Origin of the sequence: Marinobacter sp. BW6 (genome assembly GCF_008107725.1) — a bacterium.
In the GTDB taxonomy this organism is placed as follows: Bacteria; Pseudomonadota; Gammaproteobacteria; order Pseudomonadales; family Oleiphilaceae; genus Marinobacter.
Map to the genome: position 1 here is coordinate 557759 of NZ_VIRN01000037.1, position 26011 is coordinate 583769.

General features: G+C 56.7%; 27 protein-coding genes. 7 read left to right on the forward strand and 20 right to left on the reverse strand.

Annotated elements, in window-relative coordinates:
• Nucleotides 1–62: 62 nt before the first annotated feature.
• The 13 genes from FMN52_RS04070 to FMN52_RS04130 all read right to left on the reverse strand — a co-directional run bounded on the left by FMN52_RS04070 (nucleotide 63) and on the right by FMN52_RS04130 (nucleotide 11582).
• Nucleotides 63–809 (reverse strand): sulfite exporter TauE/SafE family protein, encoded by a 747-nt coding sequence (locus FMN52_RS04070; RefSeq protein WP_148607416.1) that lies wholly within the window; start codon nucleotides 807–809, stop codon nucleotides 63–65.
• A gap of 128 nt (nucleotides 810–937) precedes the next feature.
• Nucleotides 938–2428 carry a sodium/proline symporter PutP gene (gene putP / locus FMN52_RS04075; protein ID WP_148607417.1) on the reverse strand — a complete coding sequence of 497 codons (1491 nt, stop codon included), beginning with the start codon at nucleotides 2426–2428 and terminating at the stop codon, nucleotides 938–940.
• Between the two features lie 304 nt (nucleotides 2429–2732).
• Nucleotides 2733–3512, reverse strand: coding sequence for an AraC family transcriptional regulator (locus FMN52_RS04080; RefSeq protein WP_148607418.1), 780 nt, complete (start codon nucleotides 3510–3512; stop codon nucleotides 2733–2735).
• Between the two features lie 98 nt (nucleotides 3513–3610).
• Nucleotides 3611–4252 (reverse strand): dTMP kinase, encoded by a 642-nt coding sequence (gene tmk, locus FMN52_RS04085; protein WP_148607419.1) that lies wholly within the window; start codon nucleotides 4250–4252, stop codon nucleotides 3611–3613.
• Entirely contained in the window at nucleotides 4249–5313 is a 1065-nt protein-coding gene (mltG, locus tag FMN52_RS04090; protein ID WP_148607420.1) for an endolytic transglycosylase MltG, read from the reverse strand. The genes tmk and mltG overlap by 4 nt, the downstream gene beginning before the upstream one ends.
• A 5-nt stretch (nucleotides 5314–5318) precedes the next feature.
• Nucleotides 5319–6137, reverse strand: coding sequence for an aminodeoxychorismate lyase (pabC, locus tag FMN52_RS04095; RefSeq protein WP_148607421.1), 819 nt, complete (start codon nucleotides 6135–6137; stop codon nucleotides 5319–5321).
• Between the two features lie 8 nt (nucleotides 6138–6145).
• Entirely contained in the window at nucleotides 6146–7393 is a 1248-nt protein-coding gene (gene fabF, locus FMN52_RS04100) for a beta-ketoacyl-ACP synthase II (RefSeq protein ID WP_148607422.1), read from the reverse strand.
• Nucleotides 7394–7522: 129 nt separating this feature from the next.
• On the reverse strand, nucleotides 7523–7756 hold the full coding sequence (gene acpP / locus FMN52_RS04105) for an acyl carrier protein (RefSeq protein WP_008174976.1): 234 nt from the start codon (nucleotides 7754–7756) through the stop codon (nucleotides 7523–7525).
• 133 nt (nucleotides 7757–7889) lie between these two features.
• Nucleotides 7890–8633, reverse strand: coding sequence for a 3-oxoacyl-ACP reductase FabG (gene fabG / locus FMN52_RS04110; protein WP_148607423.1), 744 nt, complete (start codon nucleotides 8631–8633; stop codon nucleotides 7890–7892).
• An 18-nt stretch (nucleotides 8634–8651) separates the two neighbouring features.
• Nucleotides 8652–9590 (reverse strand): ACP S-malonyltransferase, encoded by a 939-nt coding sequence (fabD, locus tag FMN52_RS04115; protein ID WP_148607424.1) that lies wholly within the window; start codon nucleotides 9588–9590, stop codon nucleotides 8652–8654.
• 112 nt (nucleotides 9591–9702) lie between these two features.
• Entirely contained in the window at nucleotides 9703–10734 is a 1032-nt protein-coding gene (gene plsX, locus FMN52_RS04120; RefSeq protein ID WP_148607425.1) for a phosphate acyltransferase PlsX, read from the reverse strand.
• A 13-nt stretch (nucleotides 10735–10747) separates the two neighbouring features.
• Nucleotides 10748–10927 (reverse strand): 50S ribosomal protein L32, encoded by a 180-nt coding sequence (gene rpmF / locus FMN52_RS04125; protein ID WP_008174968.1) that lies wholly within the window; start codon nucleotides 10925–10927, stop codon nucleotides 10748–10750.
• Nucleotides 10928–11027: 100 nt separating this feature from the next.
• A complete protein-coding gene (locus FMN52_RS04130; RefSeq protein WP_148607426.1) occupies nucleotides 11028–11582 on the reverse strand; it encodes a YceD family protein in 555 nt (184 codons plus the stop codon).
• Between the two features lie 138 nt (nucleotides 11583–11720).
• Here FMN52_RS04130 and FMN52_RS04135 point away from each other — a divergent pair, with 138 nt between their 5' ends.
• Entirely contained in the window at nucleotides 11721–12338 is a 618-nt protein-coding gene (locus FMN52_RS04135) for a Maf family nucleotide pyrophosphatase (protein WP_148607427.1), read from the forward strand.
• Here the strand turns inward: FMN52_RS04135 and FMN52_RS04140 are convergent.
• The 3 genes from FMN52_RS04140 to rluC are packed head-to-tail and all read right to left on the reverse strand — an operon-like array spanning nucleotide 12335 to nucleotide 15120.
• Nucleotides 12335–13378 (reverse strand): S49 family peptidase, encoded by a 1044-nt coding sequence (locus FMN52_RS04140; RefSeq protein WP_148607428.1) that lies wholly within the window; start codon nucleotides 13376–13378, stop codon nucleotides 12335–12337. The two genes, FMN52_RS04135 and FMN52_RS04140, sit on opposite strands and share 4 nt — an antisense overlap.
• Nucleotides 13379–13417: 39 nt before the next feature.
• Complete coding sequence (locus FMN52_RS04145; RefSeq protein WP_148607429.1) at nucleotides 13418–14065, reverse strand: HAD-IA family hydrolase; 648 nt, start codon at nucleotides 14063–14065, stop codon at nucleotides 13418–13420.
• A complete protein-coding gene (gene rluC / locus FMN52_RS04150) occupies nucleotides 14062–15120 on the reverse strand; it encodes a 23S rRNA pseudouridine(955/2504/2580) synthase RluC (protein WP_148607430.1) in 1059 nt (352 codons plus the stop codon). The genes FMN52_RS04145 and rluC overlap by 4 nt, the downstream gene beginning before the upstream one ends.
• Before the next feature lie 595 nt (nucleotides 15121–15715).
• Here rluC and rne point away from each other — a divergent pair.
• Together rne and FMN52_RS04160 are read left to right on the forward strand one after the other, a co-directional pair.
• Nucleotides 15716–18976: a ribonuclease E gene (gene rne / locus FMN52_RS04155; RefSeq protein ID WP_148607431.1), complete on the forward strand. Its 3261-nt coding sequence runs from the start codon at nucleotides 15716–15718 to the stop codon at nucleotides 18974–18976.
• Between the two features lie 3 nt (nucleotides 18977–18979).
• Complete coding sequence (locus FMN52_RS04160; RefSeq protein WP_148607432.1) at nucleotides 18980–19522, forward strand: YecA family protein; 543 nt, start codon at nucleotides 18980–18982, stop codon at nucleotides 19520–19522.
• Here the strand turns inward: FMN52_RS04160 and FMN52_RS04165 are convergent.
• Nucleotides 19519–20397, reverse strand: a complete 879-nt coding sequence (locus FMN52_RS04165) for a PHP domain-containing protein (protein WP_148607433.1) — start codon at nucleotides 20395–20397, stop codon at nucleotides 19519–19521. The two genes, FMN52_RS04160 and FMN52_RS04165, sit on opposite strands and share 4 nt — an antisense overlap.
• A 131-nt stretch (nucleotides 20398–20528) precedes the next feature.
• On the opposite strand from FMN52_RS04165, the gene FMN52_RS04170 reads away from it, so the two are divergent.
• The 3 genes from FMN52_RS04170 to FMN52_RS04180 all read left to right on the forward strand — a co-directional run bounded on the left by FMN52_RS04170 (nucleotide 20529) and on the right by FMN52_RS04180 (nucleotide 21921).
• A complete protein-coding gene (locus tag FMN52_RS04170; protein WP_064228877.1) occupies nucleotides 20529–20828 on the forward strand; it encodes a YciI family protein in 300 nt (99 codons plus the stop codon).
• Nucleotides 20829–20954: 126 nt separating this feature from the next.
• Entirely contained in the window at nucleotides 20955–21626 is a 672-nt protein-coding gene (locus tag FMN52_RS04175; RefSeq protein WP_148607434.1) for a TIGR04211 family SH3 domain-containing protein, read from the forward strand.
• 4 nt (nucleotides 21627–21630) lie between these two features.
• On the forward strand, nucleotides 21631–21921 hold the full coding sequence (locus FMN52_RS04180; protein ID WP_148607435.1) for a PilZ domain-containing protein: 291 nt from the start codon (nucleotides 21631–21633) through the stop codon (nucleotides 21919–21921).
• 51 nt (nucleotides 21922–21972) lie between these two features.
• On the opposite strand, the gene rraA is transcribed toward FMN52_RS04180, so the two are convergent.
• Nucleotides 21973–22452, reverse strand: a complete 480-nt coding sequence (rraA, locus tag FMN52_RS04185; RefSeq protein ID WP_148607436.1) for a ribonuclease E activity regulator RraA — start codon at nucleotides 22450–22452, stop codon at nucleotides 21973–21975.
• 30 nt (nucleotides 22453–22482) lie between these two features.
• Nucleotides 22483–24855 carry a phosphoenolpyruvate synthase gene (gene ppsA, locus FMN52_RS04190; RefSeq protein ID WP_148607437.1) on the reverse strand — a complete coding sequence of 791 codons (2373 nt, stop codon included), beginning with the start codon at nucleotides 24853–24855 and terminating at the stop codon, nucleotides 22483–22485.
• 180 nt (nucleotides 24856–25035) lie between these two features.
• Between ppsA and FMN52_RS04195 the strand changes: the two genes are divergently transcribed.
• Nucleotides 25036–25851 carry a pyruvate, water dikinase regulatory protein gene (locus FMN52_RS04195; protein WP_148607438.1) on the forward strand — a complete coding sequence of 272 codons (816 nt, stop codon included), beginning with the start codon at nucleotides 25036–25038 and terminating at the stop codon, nucleotides 25849–25851.
• 65 nt (nucleotides 25852–25916) lie between these two features.
• Here FMN52_RS04195 and FMN52_RS04200 read toward each other — a convergent pair.
• The coding region (locus FMN52_RS04200) for an integrase core domain-containing protein (RefSeq protein ID WP_148606714.1) at nucleotides 25917–26011 on the reverse strand (95 nt) is incomplete at its 5' end.

A 26011-nucleotide genomic window follows, 5' to 3' on the forward strand; every position in this document is an offset into this window, starting at 1 on the left:
GCTGGCGTTTTTTTATGCGTCTTGGCCTAACAAAGACTGTTCCGCACTCGACCTGTCGGCGATCAGTAAAGTATCAGCCTCACCAATATCGCCGCCACCATCACCAGGGTAATTACTTTGATCCAGCGGGCTCCTCGCTTGCTCATGTTCACTCTGGTCGCAATGAAAGCACCGGAGATATTACCCACTGCCAGCGTCAGACCCACACCCCACCGAACCTGATCGTTGAGCGCGAACACCACGAGGGCGGCAAACGTAAAAGGCAACACGATCGATACCTTAAGGACGTTCACCTGACGCAGGTCGATCTTGAGCATGTGGTAAAGCACCACAATGAACAGCACACCCACACCTACCTGAATGAATCCGCCATACATGCCAACGACGAACATCACCATATAGATGGCCGGACTCAGGCGCTCGGGGGTCAACGGACGGGTATTCAAAATGGGTTGTGGCAACAACATAAACACCGAAGCGCCGATCATGGCGGACACCAACACCCATTCGAACACAGCGTCAGGCACCCAGGTTGCAATCCAGGCGCCCAGCAGCGAGCCAAGAACCGCCGGTAAGGCCAAATGCAAACTGACAATCAGGTTGCCATGCCCCATCCGGTAGAAACTGCCGACTGCCGTAATGCTCTGCAGGGTTATAGCCACCCTATTGGTGCCGTTGGCCACTTGTGGCGGCAAACCCAGAAACATCAACAACGGCAGAGTCAGCATGGAGCCGCCAGCTGAGAGGACGTTAATAAACCCGGCAAGGCCGCCGATCGACAATAAAGCCAGGACTTCCAGAACAGTCACTCATTGCGCTCCGTTGCGGATTGAGACGTCGTCATGAAAGAGACAACCGATTCAGCGTCATTATGACCAAAAAAAGGACTCCCGAAGGAGCCCTTTTACTTCATGAAACACAGTTTGCGTGGTTTTCGTTAGCGCTCGATATGCTGATACTCGCCAGCATCGGCAGTAACACTGCTAACTACCAGTATCGCGATCATGGAAGCGATGAAGCCTGGAATGATCTCATAGACACCCGGGCCACCCATGAACTCGCCGTTCCAGCCCAGTGAAATCCAGATCATAACCGTGGCCGCACCAACCACCATGCCCGCGATGGCCCCGGCACCATTGGTACGCGACCACATGAGCGAGAGGATAATCAGCGGACCAAATGCGGCACCAAAGCCTGCCCAGGCATTTGCGACCAGCGCCAGAACCTGAGAATTCGGATCGGAGGCAATCACAGCTGCCACCAGACCGACAAGGACAACACACACCCGGCCAATATTGACGCATTCCTTGTCGCTTGCTTCCTTACGCAGGAACAGACGATAGAAGTCCTCTGTCAGCGAAGACGAAGACACCAGAAGCTGACTGGAAATGGTACTCATCACCGCAGCCAGAAGTGCCGCGTATAGGAAACCGGTGATCAGCGGATGGAACAGAAGATCTGACAGGATGATAAAGATGGTTTCCGGATCCTGGACATCCATCCCATTGCGGATGGCGTAAGCGCGGCCAAATACGCCCAGAGAGATAGCCCCGATCAGGGAAATCAGCATCCAGCTCATGCCGATATTTCTGGCAATGGGCACGTCCTTCAGAGTGCGAATTGCCATGAAGCGCACAATGATGTGTGGCTGACCAAAATAGCCCAGCCCCCAGGTAACCGCCGACAACCAGCCAATGAACGTCAACCCTTCCGTCCAGGACAGCAGCGTGGGATCCACTTCATTCAGGGTTTGGGAAGCCTGGGCGAAACCGCCACCGCCTTCACCAAAGAGCACAACCGCCGGCATGATCACCAGCGCCAGCATCATGATGCAGCCCTGCACAAAGTCCGTCATGCTCACAGCCAGGAACCCGCCCACTACGGTGTAAGCCAGAACCACACCCAGGGTAATCACGATACCTGCTGCGTAATCACTCATACCACCGAAATTGAAGATGCCGGCGAACGCGCTTTCAAACAGCTTGCCGCCTGCAACCAGGCCTGAAGCTGTATAAACCGCGAAGAAGATCACAATAACGATGGCCGAGACCGTACGCAGGGACAGTGCCTGAGTCGGGAAGCGGTTCGCCAGGAAGGAAGGGATAGTGATGGCATTGCCGTAGTGAACCGTCTGTTCACGAAGACGTGGCGCCACCAGGGTCCAGTTAAAGAATGCCCCCACGAGCAGGCCAATACCGATCCAGGCCGACCCCAGACCGGAAGCAAACAATGCCCCGGGCAGCCCCAGAAGCAACCAGCCACTCATGTCAGAAGCACCAGCTGAAAGCGCTGCAACCTTTGGGCTGAGAGCTCGCCCACCCAACATGTAATCCTCGGATGAAGACGTCGCTCTGCGCATAGCATAAACGCCGATGGCGATCATGAGCGCAAAGTAAGCAAATAGACTGATCCAAACACCAATAGCCATAGGGGCTCCTCCGGTTTAATGAGTCGGAATAGATCCGCTCGCAAAGCACATGGCTGACATCACGCCAACTCGCTGTACTGTTCTTCTTTTGTTCCCGAATTCCATCTCAGTTGAAGCAGGGATTTTTCCTTGTGATCACTCCCTGAACCTGAGTGCGCAAAGACCCTTTGCGACTCTCGCCCCGCACGCACGCGTGAGACCGGGCTCCAGTCGCTATAACTTAGTATTAGTACGGATCTCAGGCTTACGAAATCCTACGATTCTTTTGCACAATCCTACGGGACTACGGAACTGGCAGGCCAAATCAGGCCACGCTCTCGCCAACCTGTAATCTTGATGGCGTAGTCCCCTTGTATTTACGCAAGGCATTTGTCAGCGCGCTTTGAGATGAGAAACCGGTTCGGTAGCTGATTTCGGACACCGTAAGGGCCGTTGTTGCGAGGAGGTTGGAGGCCTGGTCGAGGCGTGTCTGCAACAGGAACTGGTGAGGCGTTATACCTGCCACCGCCCTGAAAACCTCATGGAAACGGCTGACACTCAGGCAGGCCTCTCCTGCCATGTCTTCGACGGTGATCTTCTTGTGGAGATTTCTGAGAATGTAGCGTCGGACTGCATCAGGGCTGATGGAATTCCGGTTTGAAGTGAAAGACCGGCCATCTGTGATCCGGTCAGCCATGCAGTATAGAATGCTTGAGGCCAGGTGCTGCTGGAGAGTTACATGATCGGGTGCGCGGTCAAACTCACCAGCGGCGAACTGGACGAGCCCATGTAAACGACTGTCCATCTGCAAGGTGCGTGGCTTTTCGAAAACCCGCATCATGCGCTCATAATCGGCATGGGCCGGAGAATTGACAGCGGGCATATGCGGATCGAGATTGATGACCAGAACATGATTGTTATCATTACCACGATAATCGTGACGGGCTTCCGTGGGCACCAGGCATGCCCTCCAGGTGTCCAGATGAGCTCCTGCCCCATCGACGCTCAACTCTGCTTCGCCCCGCACCCCTATGACAATCTGGTGGTGTTCATGCCGGTGCTGATGCGCGGCCATGGGAAGCTTTAGAAGTTTCGCGTTAACCATTAAGACTGCCAGCGTTTAACTGAGAATGTTCCTCAATTAAAGCAGAACATTACAGAAAGTGCACGAATGGACCATAACCACCGGGGAACTCAGAGCCTTCAGTAAAGCCCTGAACGGCCCACCCAGTGGTTCAACAGCCCCGATACCTGTTCGGAAACCTGAGCCAGTGGGCGTGCGGCATCGATTACGTGATACCTGGAGGGCTGGGCCATAGCCCGCGCAAGATAGGCATCTCTGATCCGCTGAAAGAAATCCAGATCTTCCTGCTCAAAACGATCAAGTTCACCCCGCCTGCGGGCTCTGGCCATCCCCGTATCCACGGGGGCATCCAGAACAATAATGTGGTCCGGACGAATGTCACCCTGGACAAGGGTTTCCAGCAGGGCGATTCGTTCCTCCGGGACACCACGACCGCCACCCTGATAGGCAAACGTCGCATCGGTAAAGCGGTCGCACAAAACCCACTGGCCTCGCTCAAGCGCCGGCAAAATTCGCGTATGCAGGTGCTGGGCCCTGGCAGCGAACATCAGCAACAGTTCCGTGATTTCATTCACCGGCTCATCGCGGGGTGCCAACAGGAGTTCGCGGATGGCTTCAGCGATTGGTGTGCCTCCAGGCTCCCGCGTGACAATATAATCGACACCCATTTGATCAAGCGTGCTGGCAGCGTTAGTCAACTGTGTCGATTTGCCAACACCCTCGGTGCCCTCGAACGTAATGAACTGCCCCCGCGCCGTCATCCTGAATCCTCATCGGAATCGCTGCCTTGCGGCGCCGGCGAAGAACGGTAGTCTTCACGTCTGTTCAACTGGAACTCACGTACTGCTTTCTGGTGCTCCGACAGGGTTCGAGAAAACTTGTGGGTACCATCACCCCGGGCAACGAAATAGAGCGCCTCGCCGTCACCCGGGTGCAGGGCCGCATGAATGGATTCACGGCCTGGCAGGGCAATGGGCGTAGGAGGCAGGCCATTGATTCTGTAAGTGTTGTAGGGTGTGAAGGTACGCAGGTCCTTGCGGCCAATGCGCCCCTGATAACTGTCGCCCATACCGTATATTACGGTTGGATCGGTTTGAAGCCGCATCCCCTTCTGCAGGCGACGGACAAAGACTCCCGCAACCTGGTCCCGCTCATGGGGCGCGCCGGTTTCGCGCTCCACAATCGATGCCATAATCAGTGCTTCATAGGGGTTATCGTAGGGAAGTCCTTCTTCCCTCGCTGCCCACTCCTCTGCCAGCACGGTTTCCATCCGACTGAAGGCTCGTTTCAACAGATCAAGGTCGGATTCGCTACTGGTGAAGGCATAGGTGTCCGGGAAAAATCGCCCCTCGGGATGCTCCCCTTCGGCCCCAACAGCCGCCATGATCTGCTCAGTGGTCCACTGGCCGGTCACCTTCTGTAGCCGTTCAGCCTTGGCCAGGGCCGCTCTCATGTCCTTGAAGGTCCAGCCCTCGATGAACTGCACATACCAGTGCTTGGTGTCCCCCGATACCATGATACCGATCATGTCCCTGGGGCTCATGCCATCGAGAAACTCGTATTGGCCAGCCTTGATCCGGGTCTGCTCAGGCTCGAGTCGACCGTATAGCCTGAGCCACAGCCGATCTGAAACCAGACCTTCAGCCTCAAGTCGGCCAACCACTTCGATGAAAGAGCTGCCCTGGGGAACGTTAAAAAGCAGCGGCTCTTCCAGCATCACCGACTTTTTCAGGCCCTGCAGACCCTGCCACACCCAGAGGCCTGTTCCTGCCGAGGCGAGAACGGCGATACAAACGCACGCAAGCAATAACTTCTTGAACAAACGATTTATTCCAGAGTTTCGAGAGGATTGAAGATTGTCGCAAGTCCGTTATCCACAGGCAAATCATGACCGGCAATAGTGCGAACCGGAACAATGCCCAGGACACTATTGAGCAGAAACATGCCCTGGCAATTCGGGCCCAGCACATCATTTACGGTGACCGGACGCTCTGTCACCGGCTCGCCATTCTGCCTCAGTCGCTCCAGCAGCCACTGCCTGAGAACACCGGCAACCGCCAGACAGGACGCCGGCGGCGTCACCCAACAACCAGCCTGCCGAAGCAGAAGATTGGTACGGGTGCCTTCAACCAGATTACCGTCGCGATCAGCCATGATCACCTCAAACAACGACGGCCCGAGCTCAGCGGCCGCCAGGACCTGCTCGAGCCGGTTCAGAGACTTGATTCCGGCGAGTAACGGATTAACGGCCAGGGGCACTTTGGAGAAATCAATCGCCACACCAGCAGGATCCGGCGCCGGCGGCAACGGTGCGGCGGAAACCAGCAGGTTAGGCTCCATTCCGGGATCGGGGCGATACCCTCGCCCACCGGTTCCGCGGGTCAGTGTCAGCTTCAGAATCCAGCCGTCTGACTTGAAACGATCAGCGAAACATTGCGCCGCCTCGACGCAAACGTTGGCAAGCTCCCTCCGGGAGACTTCGATACCGAGTCGCCCGGCGTCACGCACCATGCGCTCCAGGTGGCGCGATAACAGAACCCCTTTATGCCCGGACATCCGGATGGTTTCGAACAACCCGTCACCATAGGCCAGCCCCCGGTCATTGGCAGGCAGGCCACCCTCATCGGCCCAAAAGAGACGAAACACGTGGAGGATCAGCCTTCGTAGCGACGGAAAATCAGGGTCCCGTTGGTACCACCGAATCCGAACGAGTTGGAAAGCGCCACCCGGACATCGGCCTGCCGACTCTTGTGCGCAACGAGATCCAGATCGCATCCTTCATCGGGGTTGTCCAGATTGATCGTTGGCGGCAGCACGCCATCGCGGATGGCCAGGACCGAGAAGATCGCTTCCACGGCACCGGCGGCGCCAAGCAGGTGCCCGGTCATTGATTTGGTGCTGCTCATGGCCAGCTTTTCGGCATGCCCGCCGAAGACCCGCCGCACCGCGGCCACTTCCGCGACATCACCGACCTGGGTGGAAGTCCCGTGGGCATTGATATAGTCAATTTCTTCCGGATCAAGGCCAGCGTCACGTACTGCGTTAACCATGGAACGAGCCGCGCCCTCACCGTCCGCCGGTGGCGCAGTAATGTGATGGGCATCGTCACTCATACCGAAACCAACCACTTCGCCGTATATCCTGGCGCCCCGCTGTTTCGCGTGTTCGAGTTCCTCAAGAACCACCACACCCGCACCATCGCTGAGTACAAAGCCGTCCCGATCTTTATCCCACGGTCGACTGGCCTTTTCCGGTTCGTCATTGCGGGTAGACAGTGCCCGGGCGGCGGAAAAGGCAGCCATGCCGGTCCGCGTGGTCGCCATTTCCGATCCCCCCGCCAGCATTACCTCGGCATCGCCGTAAGCAATCGTACGGGCCGCGTAGCCAATGTTGTGGGTACCTGTGGTGCAGGCGGTCACTATCGCAATGTTCGGGCCGCGATAGCCAAAACGGATAGCGGCATTACCCGAGATCATGTTGATGACAGAGGCGGGCACAAAAAACGGCGAAACCTTTCGTGGCCCGGACTTGTCCATGGTGAGCACGCTTTTCTCAATGTACTCAAGGCCGCCGATGCCGGAGCCAATCGCAATACCTACGCGCTCTCGATCAAGTCTGTCAAAGGACTCAAGGTCACTGTCGTCCACCGCCTGCTGTGCTGCAATCAGACCATAATGAATAAACGCATCGAGCTTTCGGGCGTCCTTGGGGGAGAGGTAGGGCTCCATATCCAAATCCCGAATTGCCCCTCCAATCCTTGTGTTATAGGCAGACGCGTCAAAGCGGTCGATCATACCAATCCCGCTCCGTCCGGCCTGAATCGCTTCCCAGGACGACTCCACGCTATTGCCGACTGGAGACAGCATGCCCATACCTGTAATGACAACTCGCCGCTTAGCCATAACCTGTTGCACCTGATCTTGTCCGAATGAATCTGAACGCAGATTGAACCTGATTTTCAGCCAATAAAAAAGCCGTCCCTCGCTGTTTCACAAGGACGGCTTTTGCCTGGCTTTCTTAAATGCAGAGTATCAGGTATGCGCGACGATGTAGTCGATCGCGTCCTGAACACTTGTCAGCTTCTCGGCTTCCTCATCGGGAATCTCGGTTTCGAATTCCTCTTCCAGTGCCATTACCAGCTCAACGGTGTCCAGTGAGTCAGCGCCAAGATCCTCTACAAAAGAAGATGAGTTCTGAACTTCGGACTCTTTAACGCCCAACTGTTCACAAACGATCTTCTTCACGCGCTCTTCAACTGTACTCATAATGTCCTCACTTTGTGTGTCAACCAAGCAACTCTAGTGCTGCCAGTTTAGTTTAAACCCTACCTGCAAACAAGCAGGGATTCTGATAAACATGTTGTGCGACAAGGAGTTGCGCACAAACCCCGACCGGGGCTTATCCCATGTACATTCCGCCGTTCACGTTGATGGTTTCACCCGTTACGTAACCGGCTGCATCTGATGCCAGGAAGGCAACCACAGCTGCCACTTCTTCCGGCGCGCCCAGACGACCTGCGGGTATGATTTCCAGCATAGCCTCACGCTGCTTGTCGTCCAGTTTTTTTGTCATATCTGTGTCAATAAATCCGGGAGCCACGCAATTTGAAGTGATACCCCGGTTCGACATTTCTTTGGCAAGGCTTCGGGTAAACCCCTCAACCCCGGCCTTGGCAGCGCAATAGTTGCCCTGCCCCGGATTGCCCATACCGGCAACCACGGAACTGATATTGATAATCCGGCCCCACTTCGCCTTCGCCATACCGCGAAGCACCGCCTTGCTGGTGCGGTAAACACTGGACAGATTGGTTTCCAGAACTGACGCCCAGTCCTCGTCCTTCAAACGCATCAGCAGGTTATCACGGGTAATGCCGGCATTGTTGACCAGAATCAGAGGTGCACCGGATTTTTCCGTCAGCTCCTTCAGGCCTGCTTCAATGCTGGCGGGATCTGCGACGTTCATGACCATGCCATAGCCTTTGTAACCGGCCGACTGGAGGTCTTTGGTGATGGTCTCGGCACCAGCCTCACTGGTCGCCGTACCGACGACTTCAGCACCCTGCGCAGCCAGTGCACGGGCAATCGCCTGACCAATACCGCGGGTAGCACCGGTTACCAGTGCGGTTTTACCTTCCAGAGACATGAATAACTCCCTTTCGTTTCAGGACTGACCGAAGGCGTCCAGCGCCTTCGCCAGCGAATCCGGGTCTTCGATACTGTGAACTGCCAAAGCCCGGTCGATACGTTTGGCAAGCCCTGCCAGGACTTTGCCGGTGCCACACTCAACAGCGACTTCGACATCGTTGGCAACGAGAGTACGCACGGAATCCGTCCAGAGGACCGGTGAATAAAGCTGCCTGAGCAAGTTGGCCTTCAGTGTAGCGGATTCGGTCTCGGCCGCGGCGTTAACATTTTGTATAACCGGGATGACAGCATCATTAAAACGCACATCTTCCAAAGCCTTTGCCAATTCCTCGGCAGCACCCTTCATCAAGGCACAATGGGAAGGCACGCTGACCGGCAATGGCATGGCCTTGCGGGCGCCTTTTTCCTTGCAGGCGTCAATGGCGCGCTCAACCGCAGCTGCCGAGCCAGCAATGACAACCTGGCCGGGAGCATTAAAGTTAACCGCAGAAACCACATCACCCTGTGCCGCTGCTTCACAGGCTGCAACAACATCGTCGTCCTCAAGGCCCAGGATGGCCGCCATTTTGCCTTCCCCGGCCGGCACGGCTTCCTGCATGAGCTCACCGCGCAGGCGAACCAGCTTTACCGCTTCCACGAAGTCGAGGCTCTCGGCGGCGACCAGGGCGCTATATTCGCCCAGACTGTGACCTGCAAGGAAATCCGGCGCACGACCACCCGCCACAAACCACTGCCGCCACAGAGCAACACTGGCAGTCAGCAGCGCAGGCTGGGTAACCATGGTTTTATTGAGCTCCTCGGCCGGGCCATTCTGGCAGAGCGCCCAGAGGTCGTAGCCAAGCACGTTGGAGGCTTCGGCGAAGGTTCTGTTGATAATGGGCCAAGCTTCAGCGGCTGCCGAAAGCATGCCCACTGATTGCGACCCTTGTCCTGGAAAAATAAAGGCTGATTTCATAAGCGGGATCTTATCGTCATTGGGTGGTTACGTGAGATTAGCCAATAGTACAAGTTAGGCCAATTATCCGCGAACGCGTGGCCAAACCGGGGCAGACTTTAGTCTCAGGCACTCAAAGCATGAGATCGTCGAGACGCTCATTGATACGGCGGGGAACTTCCAGCTCAACTTCCCTGACAGCCTGGCGAATGGCCGACAGCATAGCGCGTTCGTTGGCGTTGCCATGACTTTTGATCACCACACCCTGAAGGCCGAGCAGACTGGCACCGTTGTGGCGGGAAGGGTCCATCAATTGCAGAAGCCGACCGATAATCGGCCGGGCAAGCAGGCCAACCAGACGGCCGTAGAGATTTCGGGTAAACGCCTGTTCCATCAGCTCTATCAACAGGCCGGCAACCCCCTCGCCGGTTTTCAGGGCAATGTTGCCAACAAAGCCGTCACAGACAACGACATCGGCCACATCTCGGAACAGATCACTGCCTTCCACATAACCGATATAATTGATGGTGTCGCACTGGGCCAGCATGTGAGAGGCCAGGCGGACCTGTTCATTTCCCTTGATCTCCTCCTCACCAACGTTCAACAAGGCAACCCGCGGCTCCGCCTGGCTACAGATAGCTGACGCCATGAGTGAGCCCATCAGCGCGTACTGGTATAGGTTCTCGGCGGTGGAGTCGACATTGGCACCCAGATCAAGAACGTGACAGCGACCCCGCAGCGAAGGAATCAGCTTGGCAATGGCCGGACGCTCGATGCCAGGATACATCCGGATAATGCTGCGGCCGAACGCCATCAAAGCGCCCGTGTTACCGGCACTGACACAGCCCTGGGCTTCGCCATCCCGGACAAGACCCAACGCGATGGCCATGGAGGAGTTCTTTTTGTGGCGTAGGGCGTGGGAGGGACGCTCGTTCATCCTGACCACATCTGCCGCTTCAACGATGCGGATTCGGGCATGCCCTTCACGCAACAAAGCCTCAAGCTCGCTCCGGATTCCCACCAGAACGATGCTCAAGGCTTCGTTTTCACGCACTGCCTGCAATGAAGCGGCAACCACAACGGCTGCGCCGCGGTCGCCACTCATGGCGTCAATCGCGATGGTGACCGGTTTCACCGTTCTGCCATCCGATTCCTGGCGATGCATAGCGGCAACGAGATTACTCGTCGCGAGCTTCGATTACCTGCTTGCCACGGTAAAAGCCGTCCGGAGACACGTGGTGACGACGATGAACTTCACCGGTGGTCGCATCAGTGCTCAGAGCAGCGGCGCTCAGGGCGTCGTGTGAACGGCGCATGCCACGCTTGGAACGGGTCTTACGGTTTTGCTGTACAGCCATGATTATGCTCCTGACCTGTTAACGTAAACTTTGTCTTGCTGAATAAGTAACGTCTGTTCGTTAAATGTGCGCCGGCTTCCCGAGGGACACCCGCGCCCGGTTAATGCTTTGTCTTCTTGAGATCCGCCAGGACACTGAACGGATTCTCGCCCGACTTTCTTACCGGCTCTGCCCCGGAGCCGTCAGGCTCGTAAGCTTCCAGATCTTCCCGGGCCGGACACTCGTCCCGTTCGTGAAGCGGGAACGGTGGCAACACCAACAAAAGCTCGTCTTCCACCATTGACCAGAGATCCGCTGTGAAATCATTGGTCAGAAACGGCTCGAGCTCTTTCGGTAGCTGTTGCGCCTGCTCGTCACTGGTGACCAGCCCCAGCTTGAATTCGGAGACCAGAGTAACGCTCATGGCGCCCATGCACCGCTGACACTCCAGATCCACTGGAGCGGCCAGCTCACCCGAAACAACGCGACGCCGCTCGCCATCCATAAAGAAAGACAGCTTCACCCGGCACGCCGCATCTTCCGAGAACCCGAAAACCGCTTCTCGAAAACGGCCAAGCCCGCTGATGGGAATCTCTCCCTCCAGTGTGCTGTTCTGTTCCGCTAACCGGTAAGGATCAACAGATTTGGGCAACTCGGCGTTGGACGCGTTTGACATAGGCGCGCAATTTTAGGGGCGCAGCCCGCTGCTGTCAAAGACTTCGTTGCTTTTTCACAAGGGTTTCCGTGCAGATAGGTGTAATTTACGATAACGGCACACCAGATATGCTGGCCAGGCACTCACAGGATACTACCCATGACCCGAAAACCGCTTTTACTGGCATCTTCATCACCTTACAGAAAGGCTCTACTCGACCGGCTGGGCCTACCCTTCACCTGCGCCAGCCCCGACATCGACGAATCGCCAGAACCAGGAGAATCCGGAGAGTCGCTGGCCACGCGACTGGCCGAGAACAAGGCCCGGGCACTGGTAGATCGCTTCCCCGGCCACTGGATCATCGGCTCCGACCAGGTGGCCTGCCTCCCGGATGGCTCAGTACTGAGCAAGCCCGGCAATCATGAGCAGGCAACAAACCAGCTTCGCCAGAGCAGCGGTCACAGGGTGCTATTTCTTACCGGCCTGGCGCTGCTTGACGCCGATTCCGGGAAATTTGAAAGCCTTTGTGAGCCCTACAACGTCCGGTTCCGGGAACTGAATAACGAGGAGATAGAAGCCTACCTGCTCCGCGAGAAGCCCTACGACTGCGCCGGCAGCTTCAAGATGGAAGGCCTTGGTATCACACTGTTCGATGCCCTGGAAGGCCGAGACCCGAACAGCCTGGTGGGACTACCCCTGATTGCCCTGAACGACATGCTGCGGCGATGGGGCCGGAATCCTTTAATGGAAAACCGGCCTGACCCCATTAAGACCTAACGAAGTTCGAGGCGGGACTCCACGAGCTGACTGGCAAAACCCTCGCCAAAAGAGACACCAAGCTGATCAACAATATCCTGGAACGGCGACTTGCGACGGCTGTAGTCCACCAGCTCTTCCTGCCCGATGATCTGCCGGGCCACGTGTGATGCACTGCCAAGCCCATCGGCCAGCCCCAGCTCAACGGCCTGTTCGCCACTCCAGACCAACCCGCTAAACAGGCGCTCGTCATCCGCGAGGCGATCACCGCGCCCCCGCTTGACCGCTTCGATAAACTGCTGGTGCGTGCTTTCCAGCACGCTCTGCCAGAACACCACCTCTTCCTCTTGCTCCGGAGAGAATGGATCCAGGAACGCTTTATTCTCACCAGCGGTGTAGAGACGACGATCGACTCCAATCTTGTCCATAACCTCAGTAAACCCGAAACCACCGGCGACAACACCAATAGAGCCGACAAGACTGGCACGGTTGGCATAGATTTCATCCGCCGCCGCAGCAATGTAATAGGCTCCGGAGGCGCCAATATCTGAGATAACGGCATATACCTTTTTCTCCGGATACTCCTCACGCAAGCGCTTGATCTCGTCGTAGACATAGCCCGACTGGACCGGACTGCCACCCGGACTGTTGATCCGCAGAATCACCGCCACCGAGTTTGGTTCTTCGAAGGCTGTTCTGAGTGAACCAACAATATTGTCCGCACTAGCGAGCTCATCCGCAGCAATCGGTCCATTTATCTCCACCAGAGCAGTATGCTTTCCTGACGCACTTTCAAGAGAGTCACCCAGCGGCAACTTGAACATGAACAGCAAAGCAATCAGGTAGCCAAACGTCAGGAACTTGAAAAAGATACCCCAGCGTCGACTTCTGCGCTGCTCAGCCTGCAACGACATAACCAGCTTTTCGATAAGTTTCCAGTCACGCCCGGATTCGGGCGGAAGTTTCGGAGCCTTGCGTCCGAAAAACGGCTTACTCTCCTTTTCCGGCTCCGCCGGCTTGTCACCCCAATCGGCAGATTTGTCAGATTCCCAGTCACTCATGCACACATCCTGTCAGCAACTTCAATGAATTCGGTCTGTTTACAACCCCAGCACCCGTCGAAGATCAGGCACGGAATCAACGATGGCGTGCGGGGAATAATCACCGAGCACGTCCCGCTTATGCACACCCCACTCTACCCCGATGGAAGGCATGCCAATACGCTGCGCCATTTCCAGGTCGTAGCGGGTATCGCCAATCATCACAGCATCCTCCGGCTCGATGCGATAGAAACGAAGAATCTCTTCAAGCATCGCTGGATCGGGCTTCGAGCGGGTCTCATCTGCGCATCGGGTAATTTCGAAGTGGTCACCAAGACCACTGGAGACCAGGGCAAAATCCAGCCCGCGCCGACTCTTACCAGTGGCAACGGAACAGCTGCGCCCAGATCCACGCAGATCCGAAACCACATCAGCCATCCCCTCAAACACGTTCTGGGGCGTTGTGACCTTGCTGAAGAAATAGCGAGCGTAACCATCCCGGATACCATTCATCTCTTCCCGACTGATGCCCGGATAAAGCTTCTCAAGCGCCTCGACCATGCCAAGACCGATAATATCCCGATAGGCCTCACGCTCCAGGGCGGGGTAGCCCAGCTCGGTTGCAGCCTGATGCAGACTCTCAGCAATGTGCTCAACCGAGTCCACCAGGGTCCCGTCCCAGTCAAAAATAACCACTCTGACGTTCATTGATCGGATCCTTTGAGACGTCCAGAAAGCTTTCTGAGTACGTCGTTAAATGCATCGTCGTAGGGCGCCTCCAGGCGCATGGCCTCACCGGAGACCGGCAAGGTAAACTCCAGTGCCCAGGCATGCAGCATCAGCCGCTGCCCACCAATAGACCGGAACGCTTTGAGGCTGACATCATCCATATACTTGTCATCACCCGCAATCGGATGACCGGCCCAGGCACTGTGCACCCGGATCTGGTGCGTCCGCCCGGTGATCGGCGACGCCTCCACAAGACTGTATCCGGCATAACGCTCCAGACAGCGGAACGTGGTCAGGGACGCCTTACCTGCGTCATCAACCTTTACTCTGCGCTCACCATTGGGCATCTCATAGCGCAGCAGAGGTACATCAACACGGTCGACACCCGCCGACCAGTCACCGGCAACCAGCGCATGATAGTGCTTGCGGATACGTTTCTGGCGCAGCTCATCCTGCAGATAACGCAATGCCGATCGTTTCTTGGCCACCATGACCAGGCCCGATGTATCGCGATCCAGACGGTGAACAAGCTCCAGAAACTTTGCCGATGGTCGAGCCGAACGAAGCACCTCGATTAAGCCGAAACTCAGCCCACTGCCCCCGTGAACCGCGATACCTGAGGGCTTGTTGACCACCAGCATCTGGTCGTTCTCGAAGACAATGGCCGACTCCATCACCCCCTGGACTCTGGAACCAGGGGCCACCTGCTCGGGCTTTTCCTTGCGGGTTACAGGCGGTATGCGCACCTGATCCCCGGCATTCACACGTGTATCCGGCTTCACCCGCCCCTTGTTAATCCGCACCTCGCCCTTCCGGATCACCCGATAAATAATACTCTTGGGCACGCCCCGGAGCTGGGCAAGAAGGAAATTATCCACCCGCTGGCCATCGTTATCCTCATCCACAGTGACCCACTGCACACCCTGGCGAACTTCTCCACGGACAACCGCGCTTCCGCTGCTTGCCTTACTCGTCTTAACTGGCCTTTCGGGCCTGGATCGGGCTGGCTTTTTGCTGGCAGACTTTCGGGACATGAAGTTCCTTGGATGATGGAATGGCTGCAGGATTGAACGGCTGCATGAATACTGTTATATTCCGGCGTGCTTTGCCGTTTGTCTACGGCCTGACCAACTCAAGTCAGAAGCCGGAGCGGCAGAAGTATACCGACACTATTCGAGAGTTTGAACGCCGTGCACCCAATCACTACCGGGAACGGCGAGAGAAATGCTCCCGGAGGACCAGGACAGATCTTCAAAAGGCTGCATCCTGTACCCGGGAGAAAGAAAAACCGCGCGGAAAACCGCGGGCGACATCGCGAAGAATCACTGCCACCCAGGGCCGGGCCGTCCAGCATACGAATACGACGTGAGACCCAGGCACCTGAGTGAACCTGAAAACGGATAACATGCGTCAACAGACACGAACCTTACACGACCTCTCCCTGCTTTCAGGCAGCCGGATCGTCGGCGTTGGTCTCAGACCGAAAGGATCAAACCCCGGAAGGGTCTGATTCGTCTGGCCGCCGGCCCGCCCTTGATGTAACAGGGCCCGCGGCACGCACATCCTGCTTCGCTGATGCGAACCCCTCCGGTTTTCTGTCAAATTAAACGACAGGAACTCTTTCTTTCCATGAAAAGAATGCTTATCAATGCAACTCATCCTGAAGAGTTGCGCGTCGCACTGGTTGACGGCCAGCGTCTGTTTGATCTTGATATCGAATCCAGCTCCCGCGAGCAGAAAAAAGCCAACATCTACAAAGGCCGCATTACCCGCGTTGAGCCCAGCCTTGAGGCTGCCTTTGTGGATTTCGGCGCCGAGCGCCATGGCTTTCTGCCGCTGAAGGAAATCTCCAAGGAGTACTTCAAGAAGTCTCCTGGCCAGATTGAAGGCAAGATCAACATAAAGGACGTCGTGTCCGAAGGCCAGGAAGTTATCGTTCAGGTCGACAAGGAAGAGCGTGGCAACAAGGGCGCAGCCCTCACCACCTTTATTTCCCTGGCAGGGCGCTATCTGGTACTGATGCCCAACAACCCCCGTGCCGGCGGCATTTCCCGCCGAATTGAGGGCGATGAGCGGGCGCAGCTAAAAGAAGCCATGAACGATGTTCAGGTGCCGAAATCCATGGGCATCATCGTTCGCACCGCCGGTATAGGCCGTAGTACCGAAGAACTGCAGTGGGATCTGGATTATCTGGTGCAGTTCTGGGAAGCCATCACTCAGGCCGCTGGCGAGCGAAAGGCCCCCTTCCTGATTCATCAGGAAAGCAACGTTATCATTCGCGCGGTTCGCGACTACCTTCGCCAGGACATTGGCGAAGTCCTGATTGACGCCAATAGCGTCTATGAAGACGTTCTGAATTTCGTTCGTGCGGTCATGCCCACCTTCGAAAACAAGATCAAGCTGTACAAGGATGAAATTCCCCTGTTCAGCCGCTATCAGATTGAAGGCCAGATCGAGACAGCATTCCAGCGGGAAGTGAAACTGCCCTCCGGCGGCTCCATCGTGATTGACCCGACTGAGGCTCTGGTTTCCATCGACATCAACTCCTCCCGGGCCACCAAAGGCCAGGATATCGAGGAAACCGCTCTCCAGACCAATCTGGAAGCGGCCGAGGAAATTGCACGCCAGTTACGCCTGCGTGACATGGGCGGCCTGATTGTCATCGACTTCATCGACATGACGCCGGCCAAGCACCAGCGGGAAGTAGAGCAGAAGATGCGCGAGGCCCTGGAAATCGACCGGGCCCGGGTTCAGGTAGGCAAGATCTCCCGATTTGGCCTGCTGGAGATGTCCCGACAGCGCTTGCGCCCCTCCCTAGGGGAGACCCGCAGCGAAGTCTGTCCCCGATGTGAAGGCCAGGGCACGATTCGCGGCATCGAATCCCTCGCCCTGAGCATCATGCGCCTGATCTACGAGGAGTCCTCGAAAGACAAGACTGGCGAAGTGCGAGCCGTCGTGCCTGTTTCTGTTGCCACTTTCCTGCTCAACGAGAAGCGCAAGCAGTTGGCCGACATTGAAGCACGGCAGGAAGTGAGCGTAGTAGTGGTTCCAGTTCCGCACATGGAAACACCCCACTTCGAAATCATCCGCATGCGTCAGGATGAAACCACGCCCGAGCATATCTCCAGCCACCAGGTGGCACAGGAATACAGCGAGCGTGAAGAGGAAATCTTTGAGGCCCCGGCCCCTGAGAAGCCGGTTCGCGAGCAGGCCGCTGTGAAGGCCATCCGACCCAGCGCCCCCGTGCCCACTCCGGCAGAACCGAAGGCCGCCGAAGCGGCCGAAGTGGCCGTGCAGGAAGAAGGCCTGTTCCGCCAGCTCGGCCGGAAGATCGCCGCTTTCTTCAGTGGCGAGGAAGAGCAAAAGACGCAAAATCGCGACGAGGGTAAAAGCCAGCGCGAGGATCTCCGAAACCAGGGCCGTCAGGATCGTCGCAAATCCCGGGTAGCCCGCGGCGACGACCAGCGTTCCGGCGGCAACCGCAGTGGTAATGACCGTCGCCAGGGCGGCCAGCAGAACCGGGGCGATGACAACCGCGGACGCGGACGTAACCGCAGTGACGATCAGGGCCGCGGCAATCAGAATCGCCAAGCTTCAGACAGTAAAGCCGCTGACAACAAGAGCGGCGACGGCAAGAGCGGAGACAATAAAGGCTCTGACAACCGCCGTGACAACCGTCGCGACAACCAGGGTCGTGGCCGCAACAGACCCCAGCGGGACCAGAAAGACAGCCGCGATCAGAAGGATCCGAAGGATCAGAAGGATCAGATCCCGCAGGATAATGCAGCCAAATCCGGTCCTGCTGACAAGTCCGGCACTGACGAAAAGCGTCGCAAGCCACGTCGCCAGCGCAATCGTGACGGCTCCCCCTCTGAAACTCCGGCTTCGTCACCGGCGGATCGCAAAGCCGCCCGCAGCGAGAAGCACCAGAAGGATACCCAGCCGGAAAAAGGTCGTGACGACGCCAAGGTGGAAGTAAAGGCCGAGCAAACGCAGGAAACCGCGAGTAAGGCGGTGGCGCCCGAAAAGTCCGAGAAAGCTGAAACCCGGACCGAGGCAGCACCCGCTGCCAAGGAAGCGCCGAAAACAGCGGCAGTCCAGCAAGAGCCTGAAAAGGAGCAGAAGCCTGAGCAGGCATCTGCAGACAAGGCGGCTTCAGACAGCAAGCCCAAGGCTCAGCCGGAAGAGGCTGAAAAAGTCGTCGACCAGCCAGCTGAAAAACCAGCTGAAAAGCCTGAAGATGATAAAACGACGCCTGAGAAGCCTGAAAAAGCCGATCCGGTCAAGGCCGAAAAGAGCTCCGAACCTCGGCAGAAGTCTGAGAATAAGGGCGAAAAAGTTGCCGCAAAGGCTCAAAAACCAGCCACGGACAAAGCGTCTGCCAGAAGCAGCGCCGTTGCTGATGAGCAAAAACCGGTGACCGACCAGGCTCCGAAGAAAGAAACAGCCGCCAAGCCAGAGTCGGAAGCCAAGGCAGTGCCTGAAGGCGAACAAGCGCCCAAGGCCAAAGAGCAGCCAACGGAATCAAAAGAGACGCCCGCGCCGAAGGCCAAACCTGAGGCGGTGGCAGAACCTGAGAAGGCTGAAAAGCCAGCGGAGAAGAAGGCAACAACCGAAAGCCCGGCTCCGAAGGCCCAACCTGAACCGAAGCAGCCGACACCTGCCAAGGCCGAGACTGATAAGATCGAGCCTGAAAAGGCAGAGTCTGAAGAGGCTGAGCCGGAGAAGGTCGAGAAGCCTTCAGCTCCCGAAACGGCGATGCAGGACACGCCTGCCGAAGCTCCGGTTGTTGACGCTCCAGTCACGCCGGGCCGCGCCTACAATGATCCAAGAGAAGTCCGTAAGCGCCAGAAGGCTGCGGAAGAGGCCAAAAAGGCTGGGAGTAACTAACTGATGCTATCGAACTCCGACATTGAAGCGCTGGAAGACATCCTCTTTGCCGAGCCCTGGGGCGATGATGCCTTGGATTTCTTCGGTTTCCACGGGGTGGTCTGTGCCAGCGTCGTCGGCCCGGCTGAACTGAGCGCGGAAGAAATCTTCCGCCTCGCCACGGGCGCCGATCAGGTTCCCGACACCGGGATTCCCGAGGTGTTCAGCCGCTGCTCCACCCAGTTGGCAAATGACATGGCCCATTCCCTGGATATGGGGCAGGCCCTGGAATTGCCGGAGCCAGAGGACGGTGACCCGATGAATGCCCTCGAAAACTGGTGTGCCGGGTTCGTGGACACGTTCCTTGAGCACGAAGAGCAGTGGCTCGAAGCGGCCAGCGAGGAAGAAACCGCCGATCTGATGGTGCCTATGCTGACCCTGTCGGGACTTTTCGATGACGAGGACTTTCAGAAGGTTCGCAACAGTGACAAGTTGTCCCGGCAGATGGCCGATGCCATTCCGGACTCACTGACGGATCTGTACCTGCTGTTCCACGCGCCGGATTAAGCCAGCGCAGGGCTCCGAACAGGTTGTTTGAATGAATGCCAGACTGGCTCAAGCCCGTCTGGCATTTTCATGATACGGCCAAGTTCACACCAGGGAGCGCCGGGAAAATGAAAATCACTCCCCTGGGACGCCAACAACTGCTCTTTCCGGCATAGCTCTGCCAGAAAGCCCAGATCGCCGCTGGACTGCCCTGAGGTAGACACCTCAATTGCTTGCCCCCCTGCCCTTCGGAAATCCGCTGTCAGCTCCCGGAGCTTGGTTGCCGTAAGCTGATATTTTCGGGGATGGGCAAGAACCGCAACGCCTCCCGCCTCGGTGATCCAGCGAACGACCTCTGGAAGCTCCGGCCAAAAAGCCTTCACATCACCAGCCTTACCGTTGCCCAGATGTCGCTTGAAGGCCTGGGCAGCATTACGGACCACACCAGCCTCTGTCAGAACCTGGGCAAAGTGCGGGCGTCCCGGGACATCACCGCCGGCAGCCTCGGAGGCCCTGCCCAGAAGATCATCAACACCAAGCTTACCCAGGCGCTCAGCGATCATTCGCGCACGAGCCCAGCGATTGTCGTTCTGCTGCTTCAGGGCCTGCCGGAAACCGGCTACCTCAGGATCAAAATCGAGGCCGACGATGTGAATGGTGCGGCTTTTCCAGAGACAGGAGAGCTCAACCCCCGGAATCAGCACTATACCCCGCGCCTGCGCAGCCGTTTTTGCTTCGGCAAGTCCCGCGATGGTGTCGTGGTCAGTCAGGGAAAGATGGGTAACGCCCCGATCGGCAGCACGCTCAACTAGCGCCGCCGGTGGTAGCGCGCCATCAGAAGCCGTGCTGTGGCAATGCAGATCAATGCACAAATGCGGGTCTTGCGGTATAGTCACAAAATATCCTGAATCATCAGATAACTGGCGGCATGCCATGGTTATACAGTGTATCAGCCAACCCTTGCGCGACACGACCGCTGATTATCTGCCCAAATAGCCTGTTAAAGAAAGTCATTGCGGAGAGCTGAATGTATTACGCGATTATCAGTGAAGACGTCGAGAACAGCCTGCCGTTGCGCCAGTCCGCCCGCCCTGCTCATATCGAGCGGCTGCAGGCTTTGAAAGCCGAAGGCCGGTTGCTTGTTGCCGGCCCTCACCCGGCACTTGATACACCGGAGCCTGGCGATGCCGGCTTCACCGGCAGCCTGGTGATCGCGGAATTCGACTCTCTTGAAGCAGCACAAGCCTGGGCGGATGCCGATCCCTACGTTGATGCAGGCGTTTACCAGAACGTTGTGGTAAAGCCTTTCAAGGCTGTTCTGCCGTAACCAAAGGCCCAGGGCTGCATGAGTTTATTGTAATGATGGCTCGCTTGCACGGCGGGGCATCTGTGACAAAATTGCGCTTTTAATCACGCTCAGATTTCAACCGGAAAATTTCAGGGAACCTAACCAGTGACGCTTTTTCGTCTCGCCATCAGTGTATTGTTCGCAGTGTCGTCCATTGCCGTTGCCCAGGCCAAAACTGTCTGGGTAGACGACCAGTTGTACCTTCCGGTGAGGTCCGGCGCGGGTTCCCAGTTCCGGATCATCGAAAACGCGGTTCCGAGTGGAACCCCGCTGGAAGTGATCGAGGCGTCCGATTCCGGGTATACCCTGGTTCGGACCCCTAAGGGCAACGAAGGCTGGGTTTCCAGCCAGTACCTGAGCGAGACACCCATTGCCGCAGACCGGCTCCGGACAGCCAACCGCCAACTGGAAGAGACCCGCGCGGAGCTGGCCAGGGTAAAAGAGCAGTTGTCCAACGTTGTCAGCGAGCGGGACACCCTGGAAAGCTCGGAATCTTCCCTCTCAGACCGGTCACAAGAGCTCCAGGAGGAACTACAGCGGATCAAGAGTATCGCAGCCGACTCCATCAACCTGGAACGTCGTAATCGTGAACTTCGTGAAGAAAACCAGAAGCTTCGCAACGACCTTGAAGTACTCACGGCCGAGAACGAACGCCTTGAAGCCAGCAAGGAATACGATTTCATGTTACTGGGCGCCGGCCTGGTTCTCGGTGGCGTGTTGCTGGCCTTGTTAATTCCGATGCTCAAACCGACAAGAAAAACCGACAACTGGGCCTGATGCCATGAAGGATTATTCGGAAAAACGCGATTTTCACCGTATGCAGGTGAACTCGGAAATTGAAATCAGCGACAGCAAGGGCAACCACTTTAAGGGGGTTTGCCGTGATCTGAGCGCGACCGGCATGCAACTTTACGTTGAGCAGCCAGTAGACGTTGGCGAGGAACTTCTCACGGTTCTTCACTCCAGCAGTGATCAATTCCCGCCACTGGAGACCGTTTGCGAGGTTATTCGCTGCGAACCAGAAGGAGACGGATTCCTGCTGGGAACAAACATCAGCGAAGTGACTCGCTGAACGAAAAACGGCGGCCAATGGCCGCCGTTTTTATCTGTGTCGATGAAAGCCTCAAACCAGAGGCTTCTCCGAGACGATGATGCCGTTGTTATCGGCATACACATAATGCCCGGGGTGGAAGGTAACACCGTGAAAGGTGACCGAAACGTTCAGGTCACCAAGGCCACGCTTCTCACTCTTTCTGGGGTGGGTACCCAGGGCCTGGACACCCAGGGCGGTATTGCCAATCTCATCCACGTCACGCACGCAGCCATAGATGATAAGCCCGGCCCAGCCATTGTTTGCCGCCTTCTCTGCCAGCATGTCACCCAGCAGCGCGTGACGCTTCGAGGCACCACCGTCCACGACCATCACACGACCATTTCCCGGTTGGCCAACCTGCTCTTTCACCACGGAATTATCTTCAAAGCACTTCACGGTCACAATCTCACCGCCAAAGGCCTTGTTGCCGCCATAGTTATTGAAGCCAGGCTCCACAACCATCACTTCCGGAAACTCGTCACACAGGTCCGGGGTAATTATCGTCGTCACGTTGTTGCTCTCCTTATCCTGGAATTGAACTCAGTCGATTTTTTCGTCGGCCAGGAAGAACCAGGTATCAAGCACCGAATCCGGGTTCAGTGACACCGTATCAATGCCCTGATCCATCAGCCACTTGGCAAGATCCGGGTGATCCGATGGGCCCTGCCCGCAGATCCCGATGTACTTGCCGGCCTTCTTGCAGGCCTGGATGGCATTGGACAGTAGAGCCTTGACCGCGTCGTTACGCTCATCGAAGAGGTGAGCGATGATGCCAGAGTCCCGGTCCAGCCCCAGCGTCAGCTGGGTCAGATCGTTGGAGCCGATGGAGAAACCGTCAAAGTGCTCCAGGAACTGCTCCGCCAATAGCGCATTGGCCGGCAGCTCGCACATCATGATCACCCGCAGACCGTTGTCACCACGCTTGAGTCCGTTCTCCGCCAGCAGATTCACTACCTGTTCCGCCTCACCCACAGTGCGCACAAACGGGACCATGACTTCCACATTGGTCAGGCCCATTTCATTACGTACTTTTTTCAGGGCGCGGCATTCCAGCTCGAAGCAGTCTCGGAACGTGTCAGAGATGTAGCGGGAGGCGCCCCGGAAACCGAGCATCGGGTTCTCTTCGTCCGGCTCGTACAGGGTGCCGCCGATCAGGTTGGCGTACTCGTTTGATTTGAAATCCGATAACCGCACAATCACCTTTTTGGGCGCGAACGCAGCCGCCAGTGTAGAGATGCCCTCCACCAGCTTGTCGACGTAAAAATCCACCGGGGAACTGTAGCCGGAGATGCGCTTTTCGACGGTCTGCTTGATATCACGGGGCAGCCCGTCAAAGTTCAGCAGTGCCTTGGGGTGAACACCGATCATCCGGTTGATGATGAACTCCAGCCGCGCCAGCCCCACGCCCTCGTTGGGCAGCGCCTGAAAATCGAAGGCGCGGTCAGGGTTGCCCACGTTCATCATGATCTTGAACGGGATGTTGGGCATCGAGTCCACGGTGTTCTCCCGTAGCTCGAAGTCCAGGGCACCCTCATAGATCATACCGGTATCACCCTCGGCGCAAGACACGGTCACTTGCTGGCCGTCGGTCAGCAACTCGGTGGCATCGCCGCAACCAACCACGGCCGGAATGCCCAACTCGCGGGCAATGATTGCAGCGTGGCAGGTACGGCCACCACGATCGGTAACAATAGCGGAAGCCCGTTTCATCACTGGCTCCCAGTCCGGATCGGTCATATCCGTTACCAGCACATCGCCGGCCTGAACACGGTCCATTTCCTTGATACTGGTGATGATCTTCACCGGGCCGCTACCAATCTTGTGGCCGATACTCCTGCCTTCGACCAGTACTTTACCGGTTTCATTCAGCAGGTACCGCTCCATGACATTAGCGGATGCGCGGCTTTTAACGGTTTCAGGGCGGGCCTGAACGATATAGATCTTGCCGTCATCACCATCCTTCGCCCATTCAATATCCATGGGGCGCTGGTAGTGCTTCTCGATAATCATGGCCTGGCGGGCCAGGTCTTCCACCTCGGCGTCGGTGATGCAGAAGCGGTTGCGGTCTTCCTGCTCAACCTTGACCGTTTCCACGAACTCGCCTTCACCTGGCTTGGTGTGATAGACCATTTTGATGGCCTTGCTGCCCAGATTGCGCCGCAGGACGGCTGGACGATTGGCTTCCAGAGTAGGCTTGTGTACGTAGAATTCATCAGGGTTTACAGCACCCTGAACGACGGTCTCACCCAGACCGTAAGAGGCAGTAACAAATACTACGTCCCGGAAACCGGACTCGGTATCCAGCGTGAACATCACGCCACTGGCCGCCGTTTCGCTACGCACCATCTTCTGGATGCCAGCTGAGAGCGCGACCATCTTGTGGTCAAAACCATGGTGCACGCGGTATGAAATAGCGCGGTCATTGAACAGCGACGCAAACACTTCCTTTACAGAGGTGCGTACCTGCTCGAGGCCCACCACGTTCAGGAAGGTTTCCTGCTGGCCAGCGAATGAGGCGTCCGGCAGATCTTCCGCCGTTGCGGAGGATCGAACAGCAACGGCCATATGCTCGTTACCATCCTGCAGCGCTGCAAAGGACTCTTTCAGCGCATTTTCCAGAACGTCCGGAAATGGCGTCTCAATAATCCACTGGCGAATCTTCGCCCCAACCCGGGCGAGTTCGTTGACATCGTTGATGTCCAGGGCATCCAGAGCCTCGTCGATCCGGCCTTTCAGGCCGTCGGTAGCCAGGAATTCACGATAGGCGTGCGCTGTGGTGGCGAAGCCACCCGGAACGGTAACACCTGCGTTGGCGAGATTACTGATCATTTCGCCGAGTGAGGCGTTCTTCCCGCCTACCCGATCGACATCGGACATTCCCAGGTGATCAAACCAGATAATGTAATCTTCCAAAGCATGTCTCCCTTGAGTCTGTAAAGCTAAGAGCAAAATCGGGCCAGCGGTATCAAGCAGTAAAAGCAGACAATATCCACTGCGGAGTCTCGAACTTGGCGTGTATGATACTGTAACCTGCGGAAATTACCTAGGCCACCAGGCCAGGAATAAAGGAACCAAGGAACCGGACGATACAGCATGAAACGCACTGCTTTTTTCATTTCTGATGGCACCGGCCTGACAGCCGAAGCACTGGGGCACAGTCTTCTGGCCCAGTTCGAAAAGATCGAATTTGAACGGGTCACCGTTCCCTATATTGCGGACGAAGAAAAAGCCCGGGAAATGGTCAAACGGATCAACAAGGCGGCCGAGACAGATGGCGCACGCCCGCTGGTGTTCGACACCATTGTAAACAGCGATATCCGGGAAATCATCGCCACCGCCGAAGGCTTCATGGTGGATATTTTCGGGACCTTTCTCAAACCCCTGGAGCAAGAGCTGCAGTCTTCGTCTTCTTATACCGTGGGTAAGTCCCATTCCATCAATAACGAAGGGAGTTATGAGCGCAGGATCAATGCGGTCAACTTTGCGTTGGATAACGACGATGGCGCGCGCACACGGCATTACGATGAAGCCGATCTGATCCTGGTGGGTGCCTCCCGAAGCGGAAAAACGCCCACCTGCCTCTATCTGGCGCTGCAATACGGCGTAAAAGCGGCGAACTATCCGATTACGGAAGAAGATCTGGCGGACCAACAGATACCCAAAGCCCTCAAACCTCACAAAGAGAAAATTTTCGGCCTGACCATCGATCCGGAGCGCCTTGCGACCATCCGGAACGAGCGCCGGCCTAACTCTCGCTACTCCTCCATCAAGCAGTGCATGCATGAGATTGAGGAGATCGAGTTGATGTACCGGCGAGAACGGATCCCGTACCTCAACACCACGGCCTATTCCGTGGAGGAAATCTCCACCCGAATTATGGTGACAACCGGGTTGAAGAGACAGCGTTAAGGGGGCCAAAGCCCCAGGAAAGCGATCGGGCTCTGTCTAGTCCTGAAATAGGTTTACACCTACTTCTATCGAAACGCCCGGTGCACCGCATCGGGCGTTTTGTATTTGAGGGCCAGATGTGGCCGTCTTGTGTTATAGGTCTGCACGGACTGATCAACCA